Source organism: Endozoicomonas sp. ALC020, from assembly GCF_049275935.1.
Classification (GTDB): Bacteria; Pseudomonadota; Gammaproteobacteria; order Pseudomonadales; family Endozoicomonadaceae; genus Endozoicomonas_A.
The window spans coordinates 3,502,945-3,522,637 of record NZ_CP184830.1 but is presented as its reverse complement, the minus strand read 5'-3'; the positions used below and the strand labels follow the sequence as shown (position 1 = coordinate 3,522,637).

The window sequence follows — 19,693 nt, the reverse complement described above, 5'->3', positions numbered from 1 at the left end:
CGTTATAGTGTTGAACTTCAACAGCATGCAAGTTCTCCAAATCAGGGCTTTTCTATAAACTCTGTTACTAGTACACTGTCGTATTATATGTCAGACTTAGTCGATTTCAACGGCTATTCAACCTCAAGTTCGCCACCTGATGAAAAACGACACATATACACCACAAACCTGCTGGCTGCATGCAAACTGATCCTGACCATCAAAGAAGCTCCACAATACTCACCCTCTTATTCACGGTTTTCTGTAGAAGTGATTGTCGCTGTCGATTGGCTTTTAAAAAGCTATTGGAACTCCGACTCATCACTGTTTAAACCGATTGAGCACATGGCGTCTTTGACAATCATCACTGCAATGTTTGGCTCTGGACATAACACACCGCAATACCAGCCATCAGGATCATCTGGCCAGAGAGCCTCAAAGGCTGCTCGCCAGGACACAGATTATTCCACAAGTCTCTTATATTCTGGCTCTGGCAGCGGTAACGGCGGCCCTCAACAACACCTGCATACCATGGGTTTAAATTGTTACGTTTATCCTTGTCATGGTGTTTGTAGCTACCGACTCTCTGCTGATAGCAGAGAGTCAATTGAATGGCTGCCGAATTCTGATGTAAGTGCGACAGGCCACATGTGGGCAACTCCCCGACAGAGCTCATGTCCTCATTTGCCCAGTGGCTACTGCCATCACTGTGTAAGCCATTTTAACCCTGTTAACGCTAAAGATTCCGCACAAAGATCGCTTATCGAACTATGGAATGATTTTTCTGACGTTCAACCCACCCTCTATTCTGGCCAACCATATGAGTCTAATTCGCATGGCATTGGTTTCAACCCAGACGGGTCACTGAATAATGAAGTACCAATGCACAGGAATTTGCTCTCCAGCGTTGATAATTATGCGGCCATTGACAGACTTCCCGAGACAGATAGTTTTCTTGAAGAAGTCGGAATGTCCATTACGCTTAACCATTCGGCAACAGAACAAAAAAACACCGTATCACCCCAATTGAGTCAGAACCAACCTCACCTTTCTCAGACAGATGCATTACGAGTCCAGGTAGCAGAGAACGACTGCACTGGGCAGACAACTTGTGACGAGATCGTGTTCGAGGAGGATGGCCAGCAGCGACTATGCGGGAGGGCCTACAAGAATTACAAGTCTCTGGCATCTCACAAAAGCAGAATCCACACCGGGCAAAAAAACTGTTACATGGCCGTGGTCAATAAAGATGGCCAAACACAACCATGTGGGAAGGTCTTTAAGAATGCCGGCGCCCTGGCATGTCACAAAAACAGATACCACAACACGAAGCAAACCAGTATTGTTACTGTGATCGGGGAGGATGGCCAGCACCAGCTATGCGGCAAGCTCTACCCAACTGCCCACGCCATTTCGATTCACAAAAGAAGAGTCGAAAGGAAAAGAAATACCTGTAATGTGGCCCTGGTTTCAGAAGATGGCCTGCAGCGGCCGTGCGGGATGCTCTTCAAGAATGTTCAATCTCTGTCGGTTCACAAAAATAGATACCATACCGGGCAACAAGCCTGTGACGTGATCGTGGTCGGAGAGGGTGGCCTGCAGCGGCCATGCGGGATAGTCTGCAAAAATACTCTATCCCTGTCAGTTCACAAAAGTAGATACCACACCGGGCAAAAAACCTGTGACGTGACCATGATTGGAAAGAATGGCCTACAGCAACCGTGTGGGATGATCTTCAAGAATGCTCAATCTCTGTCGTCTCATAAAGGCAGAGCCCACAGTAAGCAAAAAAAAATTTGTGACGCGACCCTGGTCGGGGAAAATGGACTGCAACGACAATGCGGGTTAGTCTGCAAAAATGCTCCATCTCTATCAGTACACAAAAGCAAATATCATCGCAGACAACAAACCTGTAACGAAATCGTGGTCGGGAAAAATGGCCAGCTGCGACCATACGGGAAATTCTGCAAGAATGCTGGTGTCCTCCGGGATCACAAAAAAACACATCGAAAGCGCCAGTCTGTTGATGCGAATCAGGACAATGACTCTGATTCTCAAGAAGGCAAAGTAAACAAAGCAAAATGAATTAAATAACGATCTGATACTCATCCTCTCAAACACATTTATTTTCTTGATCTATCCTTCATCTCTGTGAACCATAATACAATGATAGAATTATTAAACACTCACTCTTTAAAACACTGCTGTTGTTACTTTCGCTATCTATCGTCTGTCAGGCAAAACCGTTGACAAGACGTACTGTTGTCGAGCTTGGACAAGATGCAGACTTTCCAAACCAGAGCTTTTCTATAAAGCTTAAGCTGAACACGTTGCCGGGTAGCCCTTCAGTCATTGCTGACAATAACAGCTATGAAAGACCAGATTCGCCGCCTGATAATAATCGACAAGAATCGTTCGGTTACGAAATAAAAACGGCCATCATTAACTTGAGTTCCTGGCAGTTGCTTTACGCTACTCACCTTCTGGTTGCGTTCGAACCGATCCTTACCACCAAAGACGCCCCTCCATGCGCCACCCCTTATTCATGGCTACTTGTAGAAGTGGTCATCACTGTCAACTGGCTTCTAAAGAACTATTGGAATCGCGACTTATTGCAGTTTAAGCCGATTAAACACCCAGCGACGTCTGCAGCCATCACTGCGATGTTTAGCCCAGGACACAATCCATCACAAACTCAACAATCAGAATCGTCCTGCCGGAAGCCCTCAAAGGCAGCTACCCACGCCAAAGGCTATTTCAATAGACTGCTATATTTTGGCTCTGCCGACGGTAACGGAGACCCAAAACAACAACTGCATACTATGGCTTTCAGTTGCTACGTCTATCCTTGTCATGGTGTTTGTAAATACAATCCATCTTACGCAACGACACTCGAACAAAGCTCATGCCCTCATCTGACCAGTGAATACTGCTATAGTTGCGTAAGTCATGTTAAACCTGTTAACGCTACAAATATCGAACAAGAATCGCTTTTCGAACTATGGAATGATCATTCTTACATTCAGCCCCTATTCGATTTTGACCAACTATCCGAGCCAAATCTGCATGACATTGATGTCAACCCGACCGAACCACCCGACCACGAATTACCAATGCCCGGGAGTCTGCTCTCCGGCATCGATAATTTCGCAAACAATAATCGGCCATTCTGTGTAAATAGTTTTCTCAAAGGTATAAGTATTCCCGTTAGGGTTAACCATTCAGAAACACAACAAAAAACCACCGAATCATCCCAATCGGATCAGAACCATCCTCATCTTTCTCAGACAGACGCAATCCAGTTGCAGCCAGCAATTAACGACCACACCAGGCAGATAGCTTGTAACGTGACCGTGGTTGAGGAGGGTAACCAGCCGCGACCATGCGGTGTAGTCTGCAAGAATGTCAAAGCTCTGAGATGTCACAAAAGCAAGTACCACACCGGGCAAAAAACCTGTGACATAACAGAGGTTGGGCAGGATGGCCTGAAGCGGCATTGCGGGACGGTCTGCAAGAATGCTCAATCCTTGTCGTCTCATAAAAGGAGAGCCCACAACCAGCAAAAACAAACCTGTGAAATGGGCGTGATTGGGGAGGATGGTCTGACACGGCCATGCGGGAGAGTCTGCAAAAATGCGCCGTCTCTGGCGGTTCACAAAAGCAGATACCATACCGGGCAACAAATTTGTGATGCAGCCGTGGTCGGGGGGGATGGCCAACAGTGGCCATGCGCGATGATCTGCAAGAATGCTCAAACCCTGTCGGATCACAAAAGAAGAGACCATAGCAGGCAAAAAGCCTGTGGCATAATAATGGTTGGGGACAATGGCCAGTGGAATATATGCGGCAAAATCTACAACAATCCTTATGCTCTGTCGGCTCACAAAAGAAAATATCACCCCAGGCAAAAAACCTGTTACGTGAAAGTATTCGGGCAGGATGGCCTGTCGCAGAGATGCGGGTTGGTCTGCAGCAGTGCTCTGGCCCTGTCATATCACAAAAAAACACATCGAAAACGCAGCACTTTTAATATCAGTGACGACAAGTAACTCAGCCCCTGATCTGACACTCCCCATTCCATAAAGTTGTGCCCCTTACAGCCTTAGTTTTTTAATAGAGTTTTTTAACATAAGGTCTTTGACAGATAAACACTCTTATTTTCTTGATCTATCCTTCCTCTCTGTAACCCGTAACACTAGGATAAAATTATTAAACACGCATCCCTTGTAACCCTGCACTTGCTGGTATTTTTCTTATCTGTCTTCTGTCAGGCTGAAACATTGACAAGACGTTTTATTGCCTTGCCTGAACAGGATACAGGTTTTCCAAATCAGAACTTTTCTATGAAAAATAACCGGCGTACTTTGTCAGGCAGCCCATCAGACATTGACGACACACCCAGCTACGCAGGATCTGATTCGCCGCAAGATCAAAAACGACACGAACCTGGCGGTTATAGAGTAAAAACGATAATCATTGAGTCGACTTCGTGGCAATGGTATTACGTCACTCATCTGCTGGTTGCTTTCGAACTGATCCAGACCAACAGAAACATCCCTCTAAGCTCTCACAGTTATTCATGGGTACCTGTAGAAGCGTTTTTCACGGTTGGTTGGCTTTTAAAAAGCTATTGGAACCACGGTTCACCGCTATTTAAACCAATTGAACAACAGGAGGCGACATCTGTGCTGACACAGGGGGATCAGTCGTTTGCGATCACCACCATGATGTCTGGCTCTGGACATCAACAACAAGGCCAGCCATCAGAATCATCTGTCCAGCAAGCTTCACATTTCTCCACCCTGCCTACAGACTATTTCACAGGTCTCATGTATTTTGACTCAAGCGGAGGCAGGGGGGGCTCTGGACTATACTCACACACCTTTGATCTAAATTGTTTCGTCCATCCATGTCGTGGCGTTTGTCACTTGCGATCATTACCCTTTCACCACTTATATTCTTTATACGGTTTTTTCGGTTTATCCGATTCATCTGACTCATCTGACTCATCTGACTCATCTGACTCATCTGACTCATCTGACTCATCTGACTCATCTGACTCATCCGATTCATCTGACTCATCTGACTCATCCGATTCATCTGACTTATCCGATAGCGAAGAGCTGAATTCCGAAGAAAGTTCGACAGGGCACGCAGAATATAATTGCAACTATATGGACGGGGTCGCATCACAGTCAGTAGATGCAGAGAAGAACGATAGAATTGGCCCTGCCGGGCAGGTCATCTGCAACCTGATAGTGGTTGGGGAGGACGGCCGACAGAAGCTATGCAGGAAAGTCTGTGAGAATACTCGATCCCTGTCGTCTCACAAAAGCATATACCACTCCGGGAATAAAATCTGTAACTTTACAGTGACCGGGAAGGATGGTCAGAAGCAGCCATGCGGGTCAGTCTTCAAGAATGCTAAATCTTTATCATCACACAAAAGCAGATATCACTCCGGACAGAAAATCTGTAAAGCGATCATTGTCGGGAAGGACAGTCAGAAGCGGCCATGCGGGGTTGTCCTAAAAAATGCTCAATCACTGTCTGTACACAAAAGCAGATACCACAGCGGCCAAAAAATCTGTAGGTTCACCGTGTTTGAGGCGAACAAGCAGCCGCGACCCTGTGGAAAACTCTGCAAGAATGCTAAGGCCCTCTGGGATCACAAAGGAAAATACCACTCCGGGCAAAAAACCTGTAACTCTAAATTGATCGGGGAGGATGGTCAGCAGAAACTGTGCCTGATGACCTTCAGAAATTCCAGAGTCCTGTTGGATCACAAAAACAGATACCACTCAGAGCAAAAAAGCTGTGACTTCACTGTGTTCGCAGAGGATGGCCAGCCACAGCCATGCGGGAAGATCTGCAAGAATACCAGAGTCCTGCTTGATCACAAAAGAAAAGAGCACACTGGACAAAAAACCTGCGACTTGACATGGGTCGGGGAGGATGGCCAGCCGCGTTCATGCGGGAAGCTATGCAAGAATGCTAAAGCCCTGTCGGATCACAAAAGCAAACAACACAGCAGGCAAAAAATCTGTGGCGTAACCATTTTCCCAGAGCACAGCCGACCTCGGGCATGCGGGAAGATCTGCAAGAGTTCTCAGGCCCTGTCAGCTCACAAAACCAGAGCCCACAGCGGGCAACGAACCTGTGACCGGACCGTGATCGGTGAAGATGCTCGTCCACGCCCGTGCGGAGAGGTCTGCAAGAGTTCCAGAGCCCTGTCAGATCACAAAAGAGACAAGCACACAGGGCAACAAACCTGTTACGCGACCGTGGTCGGAGAGGATGGTCGGCAGCGACCATGCGGGAAGGTATTCAAGAATGCTCGAACCCTTTCGAATCACAAAAGAATACACCGTAAACGCATGCCTGTTAATGTGAACCTGGACAATGACCTCATTCCTTGAACTGATAACCCCCCTCTTAGAGGGAAAGACAAAACAATAAACTTATTTCTTGATCTATCCTTCCTCTCTGTAAATCAGAAGACAGGGATAGAATTATTAAACACTCACTTTTTTTGGTACTGCTATTGCTGTCGTTGTCTGTCATCTGCCAGGCTAAGCCGTTAACAAGGTGCTTTGTTATCGAACTTGAACAGAATGCAGATTTTTCAAACCAGAACTTTTTTATAAAGCTTGACCGACGAACATTGTCAGACAACCCGTCTGACATTGCCGAGACTAATGGCTGTATAGAACCCGGTTCACCGCCTGATAAAAAACGACACAAACCTGACATTTACGGTATAAAGACGCCCCTGATTGAGTCGATTTCCTGGCAATGGCTATACGCTACGAATCTGCTGGTTGTTTATGAACTGATCCTGAACACCAAAGACACCTTTCAATGCCCAACCCTGTATTCATCGCTACCTCTGGAAGCGGCCATCACTGTCGGCTGGCTTTTAAAAAACTATTGGAACCTCGACTCACTGCGGTTTAACCCAATTGAACAACAAGAGGCGAATCAAAATCACCCGTTTGCCATTACCACTATGATGGCTGGCTCTAAACAGAATCAACCTCAATATCAGCCATCACAATTATCCGGTCAGCATACCCCAAAGGCCAGTACTCATATTACAGGCTATTTCACCAGCCTTCTGTATTCTGACTCTGGCAGTGGTAATGAAGACCCTCAACAATACCTGCACACTCTGGGTTTAAATTGTTTTATCTATCCCTGTAACGGTGTTTGTCGATTCCGACAATCTTCCGATCCGTCCAATAGCGTAAACGGGGTCGCCTCAGAATCAATGGTTGCAGGCGCAGCCGATACAACTCCCCCCGTCAGAAAGACAACCTGCAATGTGATCCTGATCGGAAACGATGGCCAGTTGCGACAATGTGGGAAGTTTTTAAAGAATAAAAAATCACTTTGGACTCACAAAAAAAAATGCCATACCGGGCAAGAAACCTGTGACGTAACATTATCAGGAGAAGATGACCAGCCGCGCCCCTGTGGAATGGTCTGCAGTAATGCCAAAAAATTGGCATCTCACAAAAAGAGATTCCATAGTGGGCAACAAACCTGTAACTTGACCGTGCTCGGGGAGAATGACCAGCTGCAGCCTTGCGGGAGGGTCTTCAAGAATACACAAACACTCTTATCTCACAGAAGGAACATCCATTCCGGGCGACAAACTTGTGAAATAACCATGGTCGGGGAGGATGGCCAGCCACAGCCTTGCGGGAAAGTCTACAAGAATATTCAAGCCCTGTCGTATCATAAAAGAAGCATACACAGCGGGCAACACATCTGTAATGAAAAGGTTGTCGGGAAGGATGGCCAGCCATGGCCGTGCGGGGAGATCTGCAAGAGTGCTCAAGCCCTGTCGAATCACAAAGCCAGATCCCACACCGGGCAAAAAACCTGTAACGTGGCCGTGGTCGGGGTGAATGGCCAGCTACAGCCTTGCGGGAAGGTCTTCAAGAATGGACGATCACTGTCATGTCACAGAAGGTGCATCCACAGCGGGCAAAAAACCTGTGACTTGACCGTGCCCGGGGAAAATGACCGACCACAACCATGCGGGACGCCCTGCAAGAATGCTCAGGCCCTTCGGGATCACAAAAGAAAAGCTCACACCGGACAACAAACCTGTAACTTGACCGTGCTCGGGGAGAATGACCAGCTGCAGCTTTGCGGGAAGGTCTTCAAGAATACACAATCACTGTCATCTCACAGAAGATGCCACCATTCCGGGCGACAAACTTGTGGAATAACCATGGTCGGGGATGATGGCAAGCCACGGCCTTGCGGGAAAGTCTACAAGAATATTCAAGCCCTGTCGTATCACAAAAGAAGCATGCACAGCGGGCAACTCATCTGTAATAAAAGCGTTGTCGGGGAGGATCGCCAGCCATGGCCGTGCGGGAAGACCTGCAAGAGTGCTCAAGCTCTGTCGGATCACAAAGCCAGATACCACACCGGGCAAAAAACCTGTAATGAGGCCGTGATCGGGGTGGATGGCCAAACATGGTCGTGCGGGAAAATCTGCAAGAGCGTCAGAGCACTGTCGGATCACAAAAGAATACATCGAAAACGCAAGCCCGTTGCTAATTACCGGAACAATGACCCCACTCATTGAACTGCCCCCTCTTTGATGAGGAAATCAACACACTTATTTTCTTGATCTATCCTTCCTCTCTGTAAATCAGAAGACAGGGATAGAATTATTAAACGTTCACTCTTTTCGGTATTGCTGTTGCTGTTGCTGTTGTTGTCTGTCATCTGCCATGCTAAGCCGTTAACAAGGTGCTTTGTTATCGAGCTTGAGCAGAATGCAGATTTTTCAAACCAGAACTTTTGTATAAAACTTGACCGACGAGCATTGTCAGACAACCCGTCTGACAATGCCGTTACTAGTGGCTGTATAGAACCCGGTTCACCGCCTGATAAAAAACGACAAAAACCTGACATTTACGGTATAAAAACGGTCCTGATTGAGCCGATTTCCTGGCAATGGCTATACGCTATGAATCTGCTGGTTGCTTATGAACTGATCTTGATCACCAAAGACACCTTTCAATGCCCAACCCTTTATTCATTGCTACCTCTGGAAGCGGCCGTCACCGTCGGCTGGCTTTTAACAAGCTATAGGATCGGCTCATCGCTGTTTAACCCAATTGAACAACAAGAGGCGAATCAAAATCACCCGGTTGCGATCACCACTATCATGGCTGGCGCTGAACATAATCAACCTCAATTTCAGCCATCACAATCATCCAGTCAGCATACCCCACAGGCCAGTACTCATATTACAGGCTATTTCACCAGCCTTCTGTATTCTGACTCTGGCGGCGGTAATGAAGACCCTCGACAATACCAGCATACTCTGGGTTTAAATTGTTTTATCTATCCCTGTAACGGTGTTTGTCGATTGCGACAATCTTCCGATCCGTCCAATAGCGTAAACGGGGTCGCCTCAGACGAGGTCGCCTCAGACGGGGTCGCCTCAGACGAGGTCGCCTCAGACTCGATGGCTGCAGGGGCAGTCAATACGACTCCCCTGGTCGGACAAACAACCTGCAACATAATCCTGATCGGAGATGATGGCCAGCTGCGACAATGTGGAAAGTTATTAAAGAATAAAAAAGTACTTTGGTCTCACAGAAGCAAATACCATACTGGGCAAAAAACCTGTGACCTAACATTATTCGGTGAAGATGGCCAGCCGCGCCGCTGCGGGAAGGTCTACAAAAGTGCTCAAGCCTTTTCTGAACATAAAAGCAGAATCCACAGTGGAAAAAAAACCTGTGATGTGACAGAAGTGTCGAAGGATGGTCAGCATCGACCATGCGGTAAGGTCTGCAAAAATTCCACAGCCCTGTCGAATCACAAAAGAATAGCTCACTCGGGACAACAAACCTGTGATGCCAACCTGGTTGGGGAGGATGGCCAGCTATACCCATGCGGGAAGCTCTGCAAGAATGCTAAAACCCTGTCGAATCACAGAAACCAATATCACACCGGGCAAAAAACCTGTGACGTAAAAGTCGTCGGAGACGATGGTCAGCCTCAGCCATGTGGAATGGTCTGTCAGAATGCTAAAGTTCTGTCGGATCACAAAAACAACTTCCACACCAGTCAACAAAGTTGTGATGCGAGCGTGGTTGGGGACGACGGCCAGCAACGGCTCTGCGGGAGGGTCTACGGGAGTGTTCGATCTCTGTCGGTTCATAAAAGCAACAGCCACACCGGACAAAAAACCTGTGCCGTAACAGTAATTGGTGAGGATGGCCAGCCAGGGCCGTGCGGATTGGTCTGCAAGAATCTTAAAGCCCTGTCGAATCACAAAGCCAGATATCACAGCAAGGAAAAAACCTGCAAGGAGACCGTGTTCGGGTTAGATAGTCAACCGCGGCCGTGCGGGAAAGCCTGCAAGAATGTCAAAGCCCTGTCGGACCACAAAAGACAACACCGTAAACGCAAGCCTGTTAGAGTGAACCGGGACAATGACCTCAGTCCTTGAACTGATAACCGCCCCCTTAATGGGAAAGACAAACAAACACACTTATTTTCTTGATCTATCCTTCCTCTCTGTAAACCAGAAGACAGAGACAGAATTATTAAACACTCACTCTTTGCGGCACTTCTGTTACTGTCGTTGTCTGTCATCTGCCAGGCTAAACCGTTAACAAGGTGCTTTGTTATCGAGCTTGAACAGAATGCAGATGTTTCAAACCAGAACTTTTTTATAAAGATTGACCGAGGGACATTGTCAGGCAACCCGTCTGACATTACCGATACAAACGGCTTTAAAGAACCCGGTTCACCACCTGATAAAAAACGACACAAACTTTACATTTACGGTATGAAAACGACCCTGATTGAGTCGATTTCGTGGCAATGGCTACAGGCTACGATTATGCTGATTGCTCATGAACTGACCCTGACCACCAAAGACACCTTTCAATGCCCAACCCTTTGTTCATGGCTACCTCTGGAAGCGGTTATCGCTGTTGGCTGGCTTTTAAAAAACTATTGGAACCCCGACTCACCGCTGTTTAACTCAATTGAACAACAAGAGGAGAATCAAAATCACCCGTTTGCCATTGCCACTATGATGCCTGGCTCTGAACAGAACCAACCCCAATATCGGCCATCACAATCATTGGATCAGCATACCCCACAGGCGACTGCTCACATTACAGGCTATTTCACCAGCCTCCTGTATTCTGACTCTGGCAGCGGTAATGAAGACCCTGAACAACACCTGCACACTTTGGGTTTATATTGTTTTATCTATCCTTGTAACGGTGTTTGTCGATTTCGACAATCTTCTGATCCATCCAATAGCGTAAACGGGGTCGCCTCACACGGGGTCGCCTCAGACCCAATGGTTGCATGGGCAGCCGATACAACTCCCCCTGTCGGACAAGTAACCTGCAACGTGATCCTGATCGGAGATGATGGTCAGCCGCGCCAATGTGGGAAGGTGGTAAAGAATAAAAAAGTATTTTGGTCTCACAAATACAAATACCATACCGGGCAAAAAACCTGTGGTTTAACATTATTAGGAGAAGATGACCAGCCGCGCCGCTGTGGGAAAGTCTGCAAAAGTGCTCAAGCCTTGTCTGAACATAAAAGCAAAGTCCACAGTGGGAAAAAAACCTGTGACTTAATAGAAGTAGCGGAGGATGGCCAGCTGCGACCATGCGGCAAGATCTACAAAAGTGCACAACTCCTCTCGACTCACAAAACCAAATACCACACCGGGCAAAAAGCCTGTGACGTGGCAGTAGTCGGCGAGGATGACCAGGTGCGGCCATGCGGGGTGGTCTGCAGTAATGCCAAAAAATTGGCCTCTCACAAAAAGAGAGTCCATATCGTGCAACAGATTTGTAATGCGACAGTGGTCAGAAAGGATGGCCAGCCGCGACCATGTGGGAGAATCTGCAAAAATCCTAAAGCCATGTCGGAGCACAAAAGCAAATTCCACAGTGGGCAACGAACCTGTACTGCGACCGTTATCGGGGAAGATGGCCAGCAACGACCGTGTGGGGAGATCTGCAAGAGTGCGCGGAGCCTGTCGTATCACAGAAGCAAATACCACACCGGGCAAAAAACCTGTGACCTGACAATAATCAGTGAGGATGGCCAGCTAAGGCTATGCGGATTGGTTTGCAAGAATATTCAAACCCTCTGGACTCACAAAAGGTATGTCCATAACACACAGAAAACCTGTGATGCCATGGTGGTTGGGAAGGATGGCCAGCTGCAGCCTTGCGGAAAGATCTTCAAGAACGCAGATTCACTGCCATCTCATAAAAGCGCCTACCATTCCGGGCAACGAACCTGTGAAATAACCATGATCGGAGAGGATGGCCAGCCAAGGCCATGCGGGAAAGTCTGCAAGAATATTCCAGCCCTGTCGTATCACAAAAGAAGCGTGCACAGCGAACAACAAGTCTGTAATGAAACCGTGGTCGGCGAGGGCGGCCAACTGCGGCCATGCGGGAAGGTCTTCAAGAATGCAAATTCACTGTCATCTCACAGAAGCGCGATCCATAACGGGCAAAGAACCTGTGAAATAACCATGATCAGAGAGGATGGCCAGCCACGGCCATGCGGGAAAGTCTGCAAGAATATTCCAGCCCTGTCGTATCACAGAAGAAGCGTGCACAGCGAGCATCAAGCCTGTAATGAGACCGTGGTCGACGAGGGCAGCCAGCCGCGGCCCTGCGGGAAGACCTGCAAGAATGCTCAAGCCCTGTCGAATCACAAAAACCAATATCATACCGGGCAAAAAACCTGTGATGTAAGAGTCGTCGGGGAGGATGGCCAGCCACGGCCATGTGGAGTGTTCTGTCAGAATGCTAAAACTCTGTCGAATCACAAAGCCAGATACCACAGCGAGGAAAAAACCTGCAAGGAGACCGTGGTCGGGTTAGATGGTCAACTGCGGTCGTGCGGGCAGATCTGCAAGAGTGGCAGAGCCCTGTCGGACCACAAAAGAAAACACCGAAAACGCAAGCCTGTTAATGTGAACCGGGACAATGACCTCACTCCTTGAACTGATAACCGCCCTCTCAGTGAGAAAAGCAAAAAATACAGTTATTTCTTGATCTATCCTTCCTCTCTGTAAATCAGAAGACAGGGATAGAATCATTAAACACTCACTCTTTGCGGCACTGCTGTTACTGTCGTTGTCTGTCGTCTGCCAGGCTAAACCGTTAACGAGACGCTTTGTTATTGAACTTGAACAGAATGCAGATTTTTCAAACCAGAACTTTTTTATACAGCTTGACCGAATAACATTGTCAGGCAACCCGTCTGATATTGCCGATACAAACAGCTATGCGGAACCTGATTCAGCGCCTGATAAAAAACGACACAAACCTGACAATGACGGGATGAAAACCACCTTTCAATACCCAACCCTTTATTCATGGCTACCTCTGGAAGCGGCCATCACTGTCAGCTGGCTTTTAAACAGCTACTGGAGCCTCGAATCACCGCTGTTTGACCCAATTGAACAACAAGAGGCGAATCAAGATTACCCGTTTGCCATTACCACTATGATGCCTGGCTCTGAACAGAGCCAACCTCAATATCAGCCATCACAATCATCGGGGCAGCATACCTCACAGGCCACTCATCCTATTACAGGCTATTACACCAGGCTTCTGCATTCTAACTCTGGCAGAAGAGATGAAGACCCTGAACCAGACCTGCATACTTTGGGTTTAAATTGTTTTATCTATCCCTGTAACGGTGTTTGTCGATTTCGACAATTTTCCGATCCATCCGATAACGTGAACGGGGTCGCCTCAGACGGGGTCGCCTCAGAGTCAATGGTCACAGGGGCAGCCTATACAACTCCCCCTGTCGGACAGGTAATCTGTAACGTGATCCTGATCGGAGATGATGGCCAGCTGCGACAATGTGGGAAAGCTTTAAAGAATAAAAAAATACTTAGGTCTCACAAAAGCAAATACCACACTGGGCAAAAAACCTGTGACGTGACATTATCAGGAGAAGATGACCAGCGACGCCCCTGTGGGAAGGTCTACAAAAGTGCTCAGGCTTTGTCTGAACATAAAAGCAAAGTCCACGCCAGAAAAAAAACCTGTGACTTAACAGAAGTAGGGGAGGATGGCCAGCCGCGAACATGCGGGAAGACCTACAACGGTGCACAAGCCCTCTCAATTCACCAAACCAAATACCACACCGGGCAAAAAACCTGTGAAGTAACCGTGGTCGGGAAAGATGGCCAGCCGCGAACATGTGGGAAAATCTGCAAGAGTCCTAAAGCCCTGTCAGAGCACAAAAGCAAGTTCCACAGTGGACAAAGAACCTGTAACGTGACAGAGACAGGAGAAGATGGCCAGTCACGACCCTGCGGAATGGTCTGCCCGAATGCTATAACCCTCTTGAGACACAAAAAAAGAACCCACGGTGGGCAACGAACCTGTGCTGCGACCGTTACCGGGGAAGATGGCGAGCAGCGACCGTGTGGGAAAATCTACAAGAGTGCGCAGAGCCTGTTAAATCACAAAGGCAAATGCCACACAGGGCAAAAAACCTGTGTCTTTAAAGTCGTCGGGGAGGATGGCCAGTTATGGCCATGTGGATTGGTCTGCAAGAATGCTCAAGCCCTTTGGACTCACAGAAGGTATGTCCACACCAGAGAGCAAACCTGTGATGCCAACGTAGTTGGGGAGGATGGCCAGCTGCACCGATGCGGAAGGGTCTGCAAGAGTGTGCAGAGCCTGTCGAATCACAAAAACGCATACCACACCGGGCAAAAAACCTGTAACGTAAAAGTCATCGGGGAAGACGGCCAGCCACGGCCATGTGGAATGGTTTGTCAGAATGCTAAAGTCCTGTCGAATCACAAAGGCAACTTCCACACCAGTCAACGAATTTGTGAAGCGAGCGTGTTTGGAGAGGACGGCAAGCAGCGGCGATGCGGGAAGGTCTTCAGAAGTGCTCAATCTCTGTCGGTTCATAAAAGCAACAACCACACCGGGCAAAAAACCTGCCACTTAACCGTGCTCGGGGAAGATGGACTGCCACAACCATGCGGGGCTCTCTGTAAGACTGCTCAGGTCCTGTTGAAGCACAAAAAAATGGCTCACACTAGCCAACAAACCTGTGACCTGGCTATGCCGGGGAAGAATGGCCAGCTGCAGTCTTGTGGGAAGGTCTTCAAGAATGCACAATCACTGTCATCTCACAGAATCACCATCCATTCCGGGCGAAAAACCTGTGAAATAACCATGATCAGTGAGGATGGTCAGTCAAGGCTATGCGGGAAAGTCTGCAAGAATATTCAAGCCCTGTCGTATCACAGAAGAAGCGTGCACAGCAAGCAACAAGTCTGTAATGAAACCGCAGTCGCCGAGGACGGCCAGCCGCAGCACTGCGGGGAGGTCTGCAAAGATGTCAAAGCCCTGTCGGACCACAAAAGAAAACACCGTAAACGCAAGCCTGTTAATGTGAACCGGGACAATGACCTCGCTCCTTGAACTGATAACCGCCCTCTCAGTGAGAAAAGCAAAAAATACAGTTATTTCTTGATCTATCCTTCCTCTCTGTAAATCAGAAGACAGGGATAGAATCATTAAACACTCACTCTTTGCGGCACTGCTGTTACTGTCGTTGTCTGTCGTCTGCCAGGCTAAACCGTTAACGAGACGCTTTGTTATCGAGTTTGAACAGAATGCAGATTTTTCAAACCAGAACTTTTTTATAAAGCCTGACCGACAAATATTGTCAGACAACCCCTCTGACTTTGACAATACAAACGGCTATACAAAATCCGGTTCACCGCCTCATAACAAACGCCACAAAACTGACATATACGGGATCAAAACAACCCTGATTGAGTCTATTTCCCGGCAATGGCTAGACATTACCAATCTGCTGGTTGCTTATGAGCTGATCCTGACCACCAAAGACACCTTTCAATGCCCAACCCTTTATTCATGGCTACCTCTGGAAGCGGTTATCACTGTCGGCTGGCTTTTAAAAAACTATTGGAACCCCTTCTCACCGTTGTTTAATCCAATTGAACACCAGGAGGCGAATCAAAATCACCCGTTTGCAATCACCACTCTGATGCCCGGCTCTGAACAGAACCAACCTCAATATCAGCCAACACAATCATCGGGTCAGCATGCCCCACAGGCCACTACCTGTGTTACAGGCTATTACACTAGCCCTCTGCATCCCGACTCTGGCAGCGGTAATCAAGACCCTGAACAAGACCTGCATACTTTGAATTTAAATTGTTTTGTCCATCCCTGTAACGGTGTCTGTCGATTTCGACAATCTTCCGATCCATCCAATGAGGTAAATGAGGTCGCCTCAGAACCAATGGCTGCAGGGGCAGCCAATACAACTCCCCCGGTCGGACAAGCAACCTGTAACGTGATCCTGATCGCAGATGATGGCCAGCTGCGACAATGTGGAAAGGTCTTCAAGAATAAAAAAGTACTTTGGTCTCACAAAAGCAAATACCATACCGGGCAAAAAACCTGCGACATAACATTAGTCATCAAGAATGGCCAGCCGCGCCTCTGTGGGAAGGTCTGCGAGAACGCTCAAGCCCTGTCGAATCACAAAATCTCTTGCCACTCCGGGCAAAAAACCTGTGTCGTGATTGTGTTCGGGGAGGATGGTCAGTCAAGGCCATGCGGAATGGTCTTCATGAATGCCGCAGCCCTGTCGAGTCATAAAAGGAGCGTCCACTGCAGCTTAAAAACCTGCGATGCCAACCTGGTTGGTGAGGATGACCAGCTTTACCCATGTGGGAAGGTCTGCAAGAGTGCACAAGCCCTGTCGTGTCACAAATACAGATACCACAGCGGGCAAAAAACCTGTCGCGTAAGAGTCTTCGGGGAGGATGGTCAGCCAAGGCCATGCGGATTGCTCTGCAAGAATTCCGGAGCCCTGCTCAATCACAAAAACAGCGTTCATGCTGAGCATAAAACCTGTGATGCGGCGGTGATCGGCGAGGATGGTCAGCTAAAGCCTTGCGGGAAGGTCTTCAAGAATCCACAATCACTGTCATCTCACAGAAGGTGTATCCACAGCGGGCAAAAAACCTGTGACTTGACCGTATTTGGGGAGGATGAGCAACCACAACCATGCGGGACGCTCTGCAAGAATGCTCAGGCCCTTCGGGATCACAAAAGGCTCGTTCACACCAGACCACAAACCTGTTATGCCAACGTGGTTGGGGAAGATGGCCAGCTGTACCCATGCGGGAAGCTCTGCAAGAATACTCAAGCCCTGTCGACTCACAGAAACCAATACCACAGCGGGCAAAAAACTTGTAACGTGACAATCGTCGGGGAGGATGGACAGCTGCGGCCATGTGGAGTGGTCTGCAATAACGCCAAAAAATTGTCCTCTCATAAAAGCAGAGTCCACAGCGGGCAACAAATCTGTTATACGACCATGGTAGGAGAAGATGGCGAGCTGCGTTCATGCAGGAAGGTCTGCAAAAGCACTCAAGACCTGTACGTGCACAAAAGCACAGTTCACACCGGACAGAAAATCTGTAACCTGACACTAGTCGGGGAGGATCGACAGCCACGGCCATGCGGAGTGGTCTGCCAGAATGCCAGGGCCCTTTCGAATCACAAAAGAATACATCGAAAACGCAAGCCTGTTGATTGGGACCGGAACGGTGACCTCACTCCTTGAACTGCCCCCCTTTCATGAGGAAGCCACAAAAGCACACTTATTTTCTTGATCTATCCTTCCTCTCTGTAAATCAGAAGACAGGGATAGAATTATTAAACACTCACTCTTTGCGGCACTTCTGTTACTATCGTTGTCTGTCATCTGCCAAGCTAAACCCTTGACAAGATGCTTTGTTATCGAGCTTGAACAGAATGCAGATTTTTCAAACCAGAACTTTTTTATAAAGCTTGACCAAGGAACATTGTCAGGCAACCCGTCTGACATTTCCGGTACAAACGGCTATAAGGAACCCGATTTACCTCCGGATAAAATACGACATATACCTGACAATTACGGGATGAAAACCACCTTTCAATACCCAACCCCTTATTCATGGCTACCTCTGGAAGCAGTTCTCACTGTCAGCTGGCTTTTAAAAAACTATCGCAACACCTACTCACAGTTATTTAATCCCGGTAAACAACAAGAGGCGAATCCTGACCACCCGTTTGCCATCACCTCTCTGAGGCCCGGCTCTGAACAGGACCAAACGCAATATCAGCCAACACAATACCAGCCAACACAATCATCGGGTCAGCTTCCCCCGCAGGCTACTACTCATGTTACAGGCTATTTCACCAGCCTCCTGTATTCTGACTCTGGCAGCGGTAATGAAGACCCTGAACAACAACTGCATACTTTGAATTTAAATTGTTTTATCCATCCCTGTAACGGTGTCTGTCGATTTCGACAATCTTCAGATTCATCCAATAGCGGAACGCCTGTTTGTGAAAAAAGTTCAACAGACAACACTGGATCACCCCCCGTATCAGACTCATACCCTCATTGGGCCGATACAACGGCCCCTACCGGAGAGGCAACCTGCAGCGTGATCCAGGTCGGAGATGATGGTCAGGTGCGGCAATGCAGCAAGGTATTTCAGAATAAACACAAGCTGTCGCTTCACAAAGGCAAATACCATACCGGGCAAAAAACCTGTGTCGAAACATTATTCGGAAAAGATGGCCAGCTACGACCCTGTGGTAAGGTCTTCAAAAGCGGTCAAGCCTTGTCTGGACATAAAAGCAAAGTCCACAGTGGAAAAAAAACCTGTGATGTAACAAAAATCGGTGAGGATTGCCAGCCTGGGCCATGCGGATTGGTCTTCAAAAATTCCAGAGCCCTGTCAAGTCACAAAAGGTGCGCTCACACCAGGCAAAAAACCTGTGATGCCAACCTGATTGGGGAGTATGGCCTGCTGCATCCATGCGGGAAGGTCTGCAAGAATGCTCAAGCCCTGTCGAGTCACAAATACAAATACCACAGCGGGCAAAAAATCTGTAACCTGAGAGTCGTCGGGGAGTATGGCCAGCCACGGCCATGCGGGATGATTTGCCAGAATGCCGGAGTCCTGTCGACTCACAAAAGCAACTTCCACAAGGGGCAACGTAGTAGCTGTGATGTGAACGTGCCTGGGCAGGACGGCCAGCTGCGACCATGTGGGAAGGTCTTCAGGAATGTTCAATCTCTGTCGGCCCATAAAAGCAGCATCCACAGCGGGCAAAAAACCTGTCACTTGACCGTACCCGGGGAGGACGAGAAACCACAACCATGCGGGACGATCTGCAAGAATGCCCAGGCCCTGTCGGATCACAAAAGAAGAGCTCACACCGGACAACAAAGCTGTGACTTGCCCATGCTCTGTGAGGATGGCCAGCTGAGGCCGTGCGGGAAGAGCTACAAGAGTGCAAAAAGCCTCCTGGATCACAAACACAAGTATCACAGCGGGCAAAAAATCTGTATGGAAATCGTGATCGGGGTGGATGGACAGCCATGCCAGTGCGGGAAGGCCTGCAAGAATGCTAGAGCCCTGTCTGATCACAAAGCCCAATGCCACTCCGGGAAAAAAACCTGTAAGGAGGCCTTGGTCGGGATGGATGGCCAACTGCGGTCGTGCGGGAAGATCTGCAAGAGTCTCAAAGCCCTGACGGATCACAAAAGAATGCATCGAAAACGCAAACCTGCTAATGCGAATCAGGACAATGACCCCACTCCTTGA

Annotated in this window: 9 protein-coding genes; all 9 read left to right on the top strand. The window is 48.2% G+C overall.

All coding sequences use genetic code 11. From position 1 onward, the window contains the following. The first annotated feature begins 87 nt into the window (after positions 1–87). The 9 genes from ACOJUO_RS13025 to ACOJUO_RS12985 all read left to right on the top strand — a co-directional run bounded on the left by ACOJUO_RS13025 (position 88) and on the right by ACOJUO_RS12985 (position 19,693). Complete coding sequence (locus ACOJUO_RS13025) at positions 88–2,064, top strand: hypothetical protein (protein ID WP_422137154.1); 1,977 nt, start codon at positions 88–90, stop codon at positions 2,062–2,064. Between the two features lie 161 nt (positions 2,065–2,225). Then, on the top strand, positions 2,226–4,028 hold the full coding sequence (locus tag ACOJUO_RS13020; protein ID WP_422132445.1) for a hypothetical protein: 1,803 nt from the start codon (positions 2,226–2,228) through the stop codon (positions 4,026–4,028). 231 nt (positions 4,029–4,259) lie between these two features. Further along, positions 4,260–6,398 (top strand): hypothetical protein, encoded by a 2,139-nt coding sequence (locus tag ACOJUO_RS13015; RefSeq protein WP_422140054.1) that lies wholly within the window; start codon positions 4,260–4,262, stop codon positions 6,396–6,398. 134 nt (positions 6,399–6,532) lie between these two features. Next, positions 6,533–8,584, top strand: a complete 2,052-nt coding sequence (locus ACOJUO_RS13010) for a hypothetical protein (protein ID WP_422140053.1) — start codon at positions 6,533–6,535, stop codon at positions 8,582–8,584. 129 nt (positions 8,585–8,713) lie between these two features. After that, a complete protein-coding gene (locus ACOJUO_RS13005) occupies positions 8,714–10,468 on the top strand; it encodes a hypothetical protein (protein ID WP_422140052.1) in 1,755 nt (584 codons plus the stop codon). Positions 10,469–10,603: 135 nt separating this feature from the next. After that, a complete protein-coding gene (locus ACOJUO_RS13000; protein ID WP_422140051.1) occupies positions 10,604–13,012 on the top strand; it encodes a hypothetical protein in 2,409 nt (802 codons plus the stop codon). A 133-nt stretch (positions 13,013–13,145) separates the two neighbouring features. After that, positions 13,146–15,470, top strand: a complete 2,325-nt coding sequence (locus ACOJUO_RS12995) for a hypothetical protein (RefSeq protein ID WP_422140050.1) — start codon at positions 13,146–13,148, stop codon at positions 15,468–15,470. A 133-nt stretch (positions 15,471–15,603) separates the two neighbouring features. Beyond that, on the top strand, positions 15,604–17,655 hold the full coding sequence (locus tag ACOJUO_RS12990) for a hypothetical protein (RefSeq protein ID WP_422140049.1): 2,052 nt from the start codon (positions 15,604–15,606) through the stop codon (positions 17,653–17,655). Positions 17,656–17,812: 157 nt separating this feature from the next. Then, on the top strand, positions 17,813–19,693 hold the full coding sequence (locus ACOJUO_RS12985) for a hypothetical protein (RefSeq protein WP_422140048.1): 1,881 nt from the start codon (positions 17,813–17,815) through the stop codon (positions 19,691–19,693).

Excerpts from the sequence above, each read along its gene's own strand:
- ACOJUO_RS13025 (WP_422137154.1), top strand. The coding sequence starts at position 88 with ATGTCAGACTTAGTCGATTTCAACGGCTATTCAACCTCAAGTTCGCCA.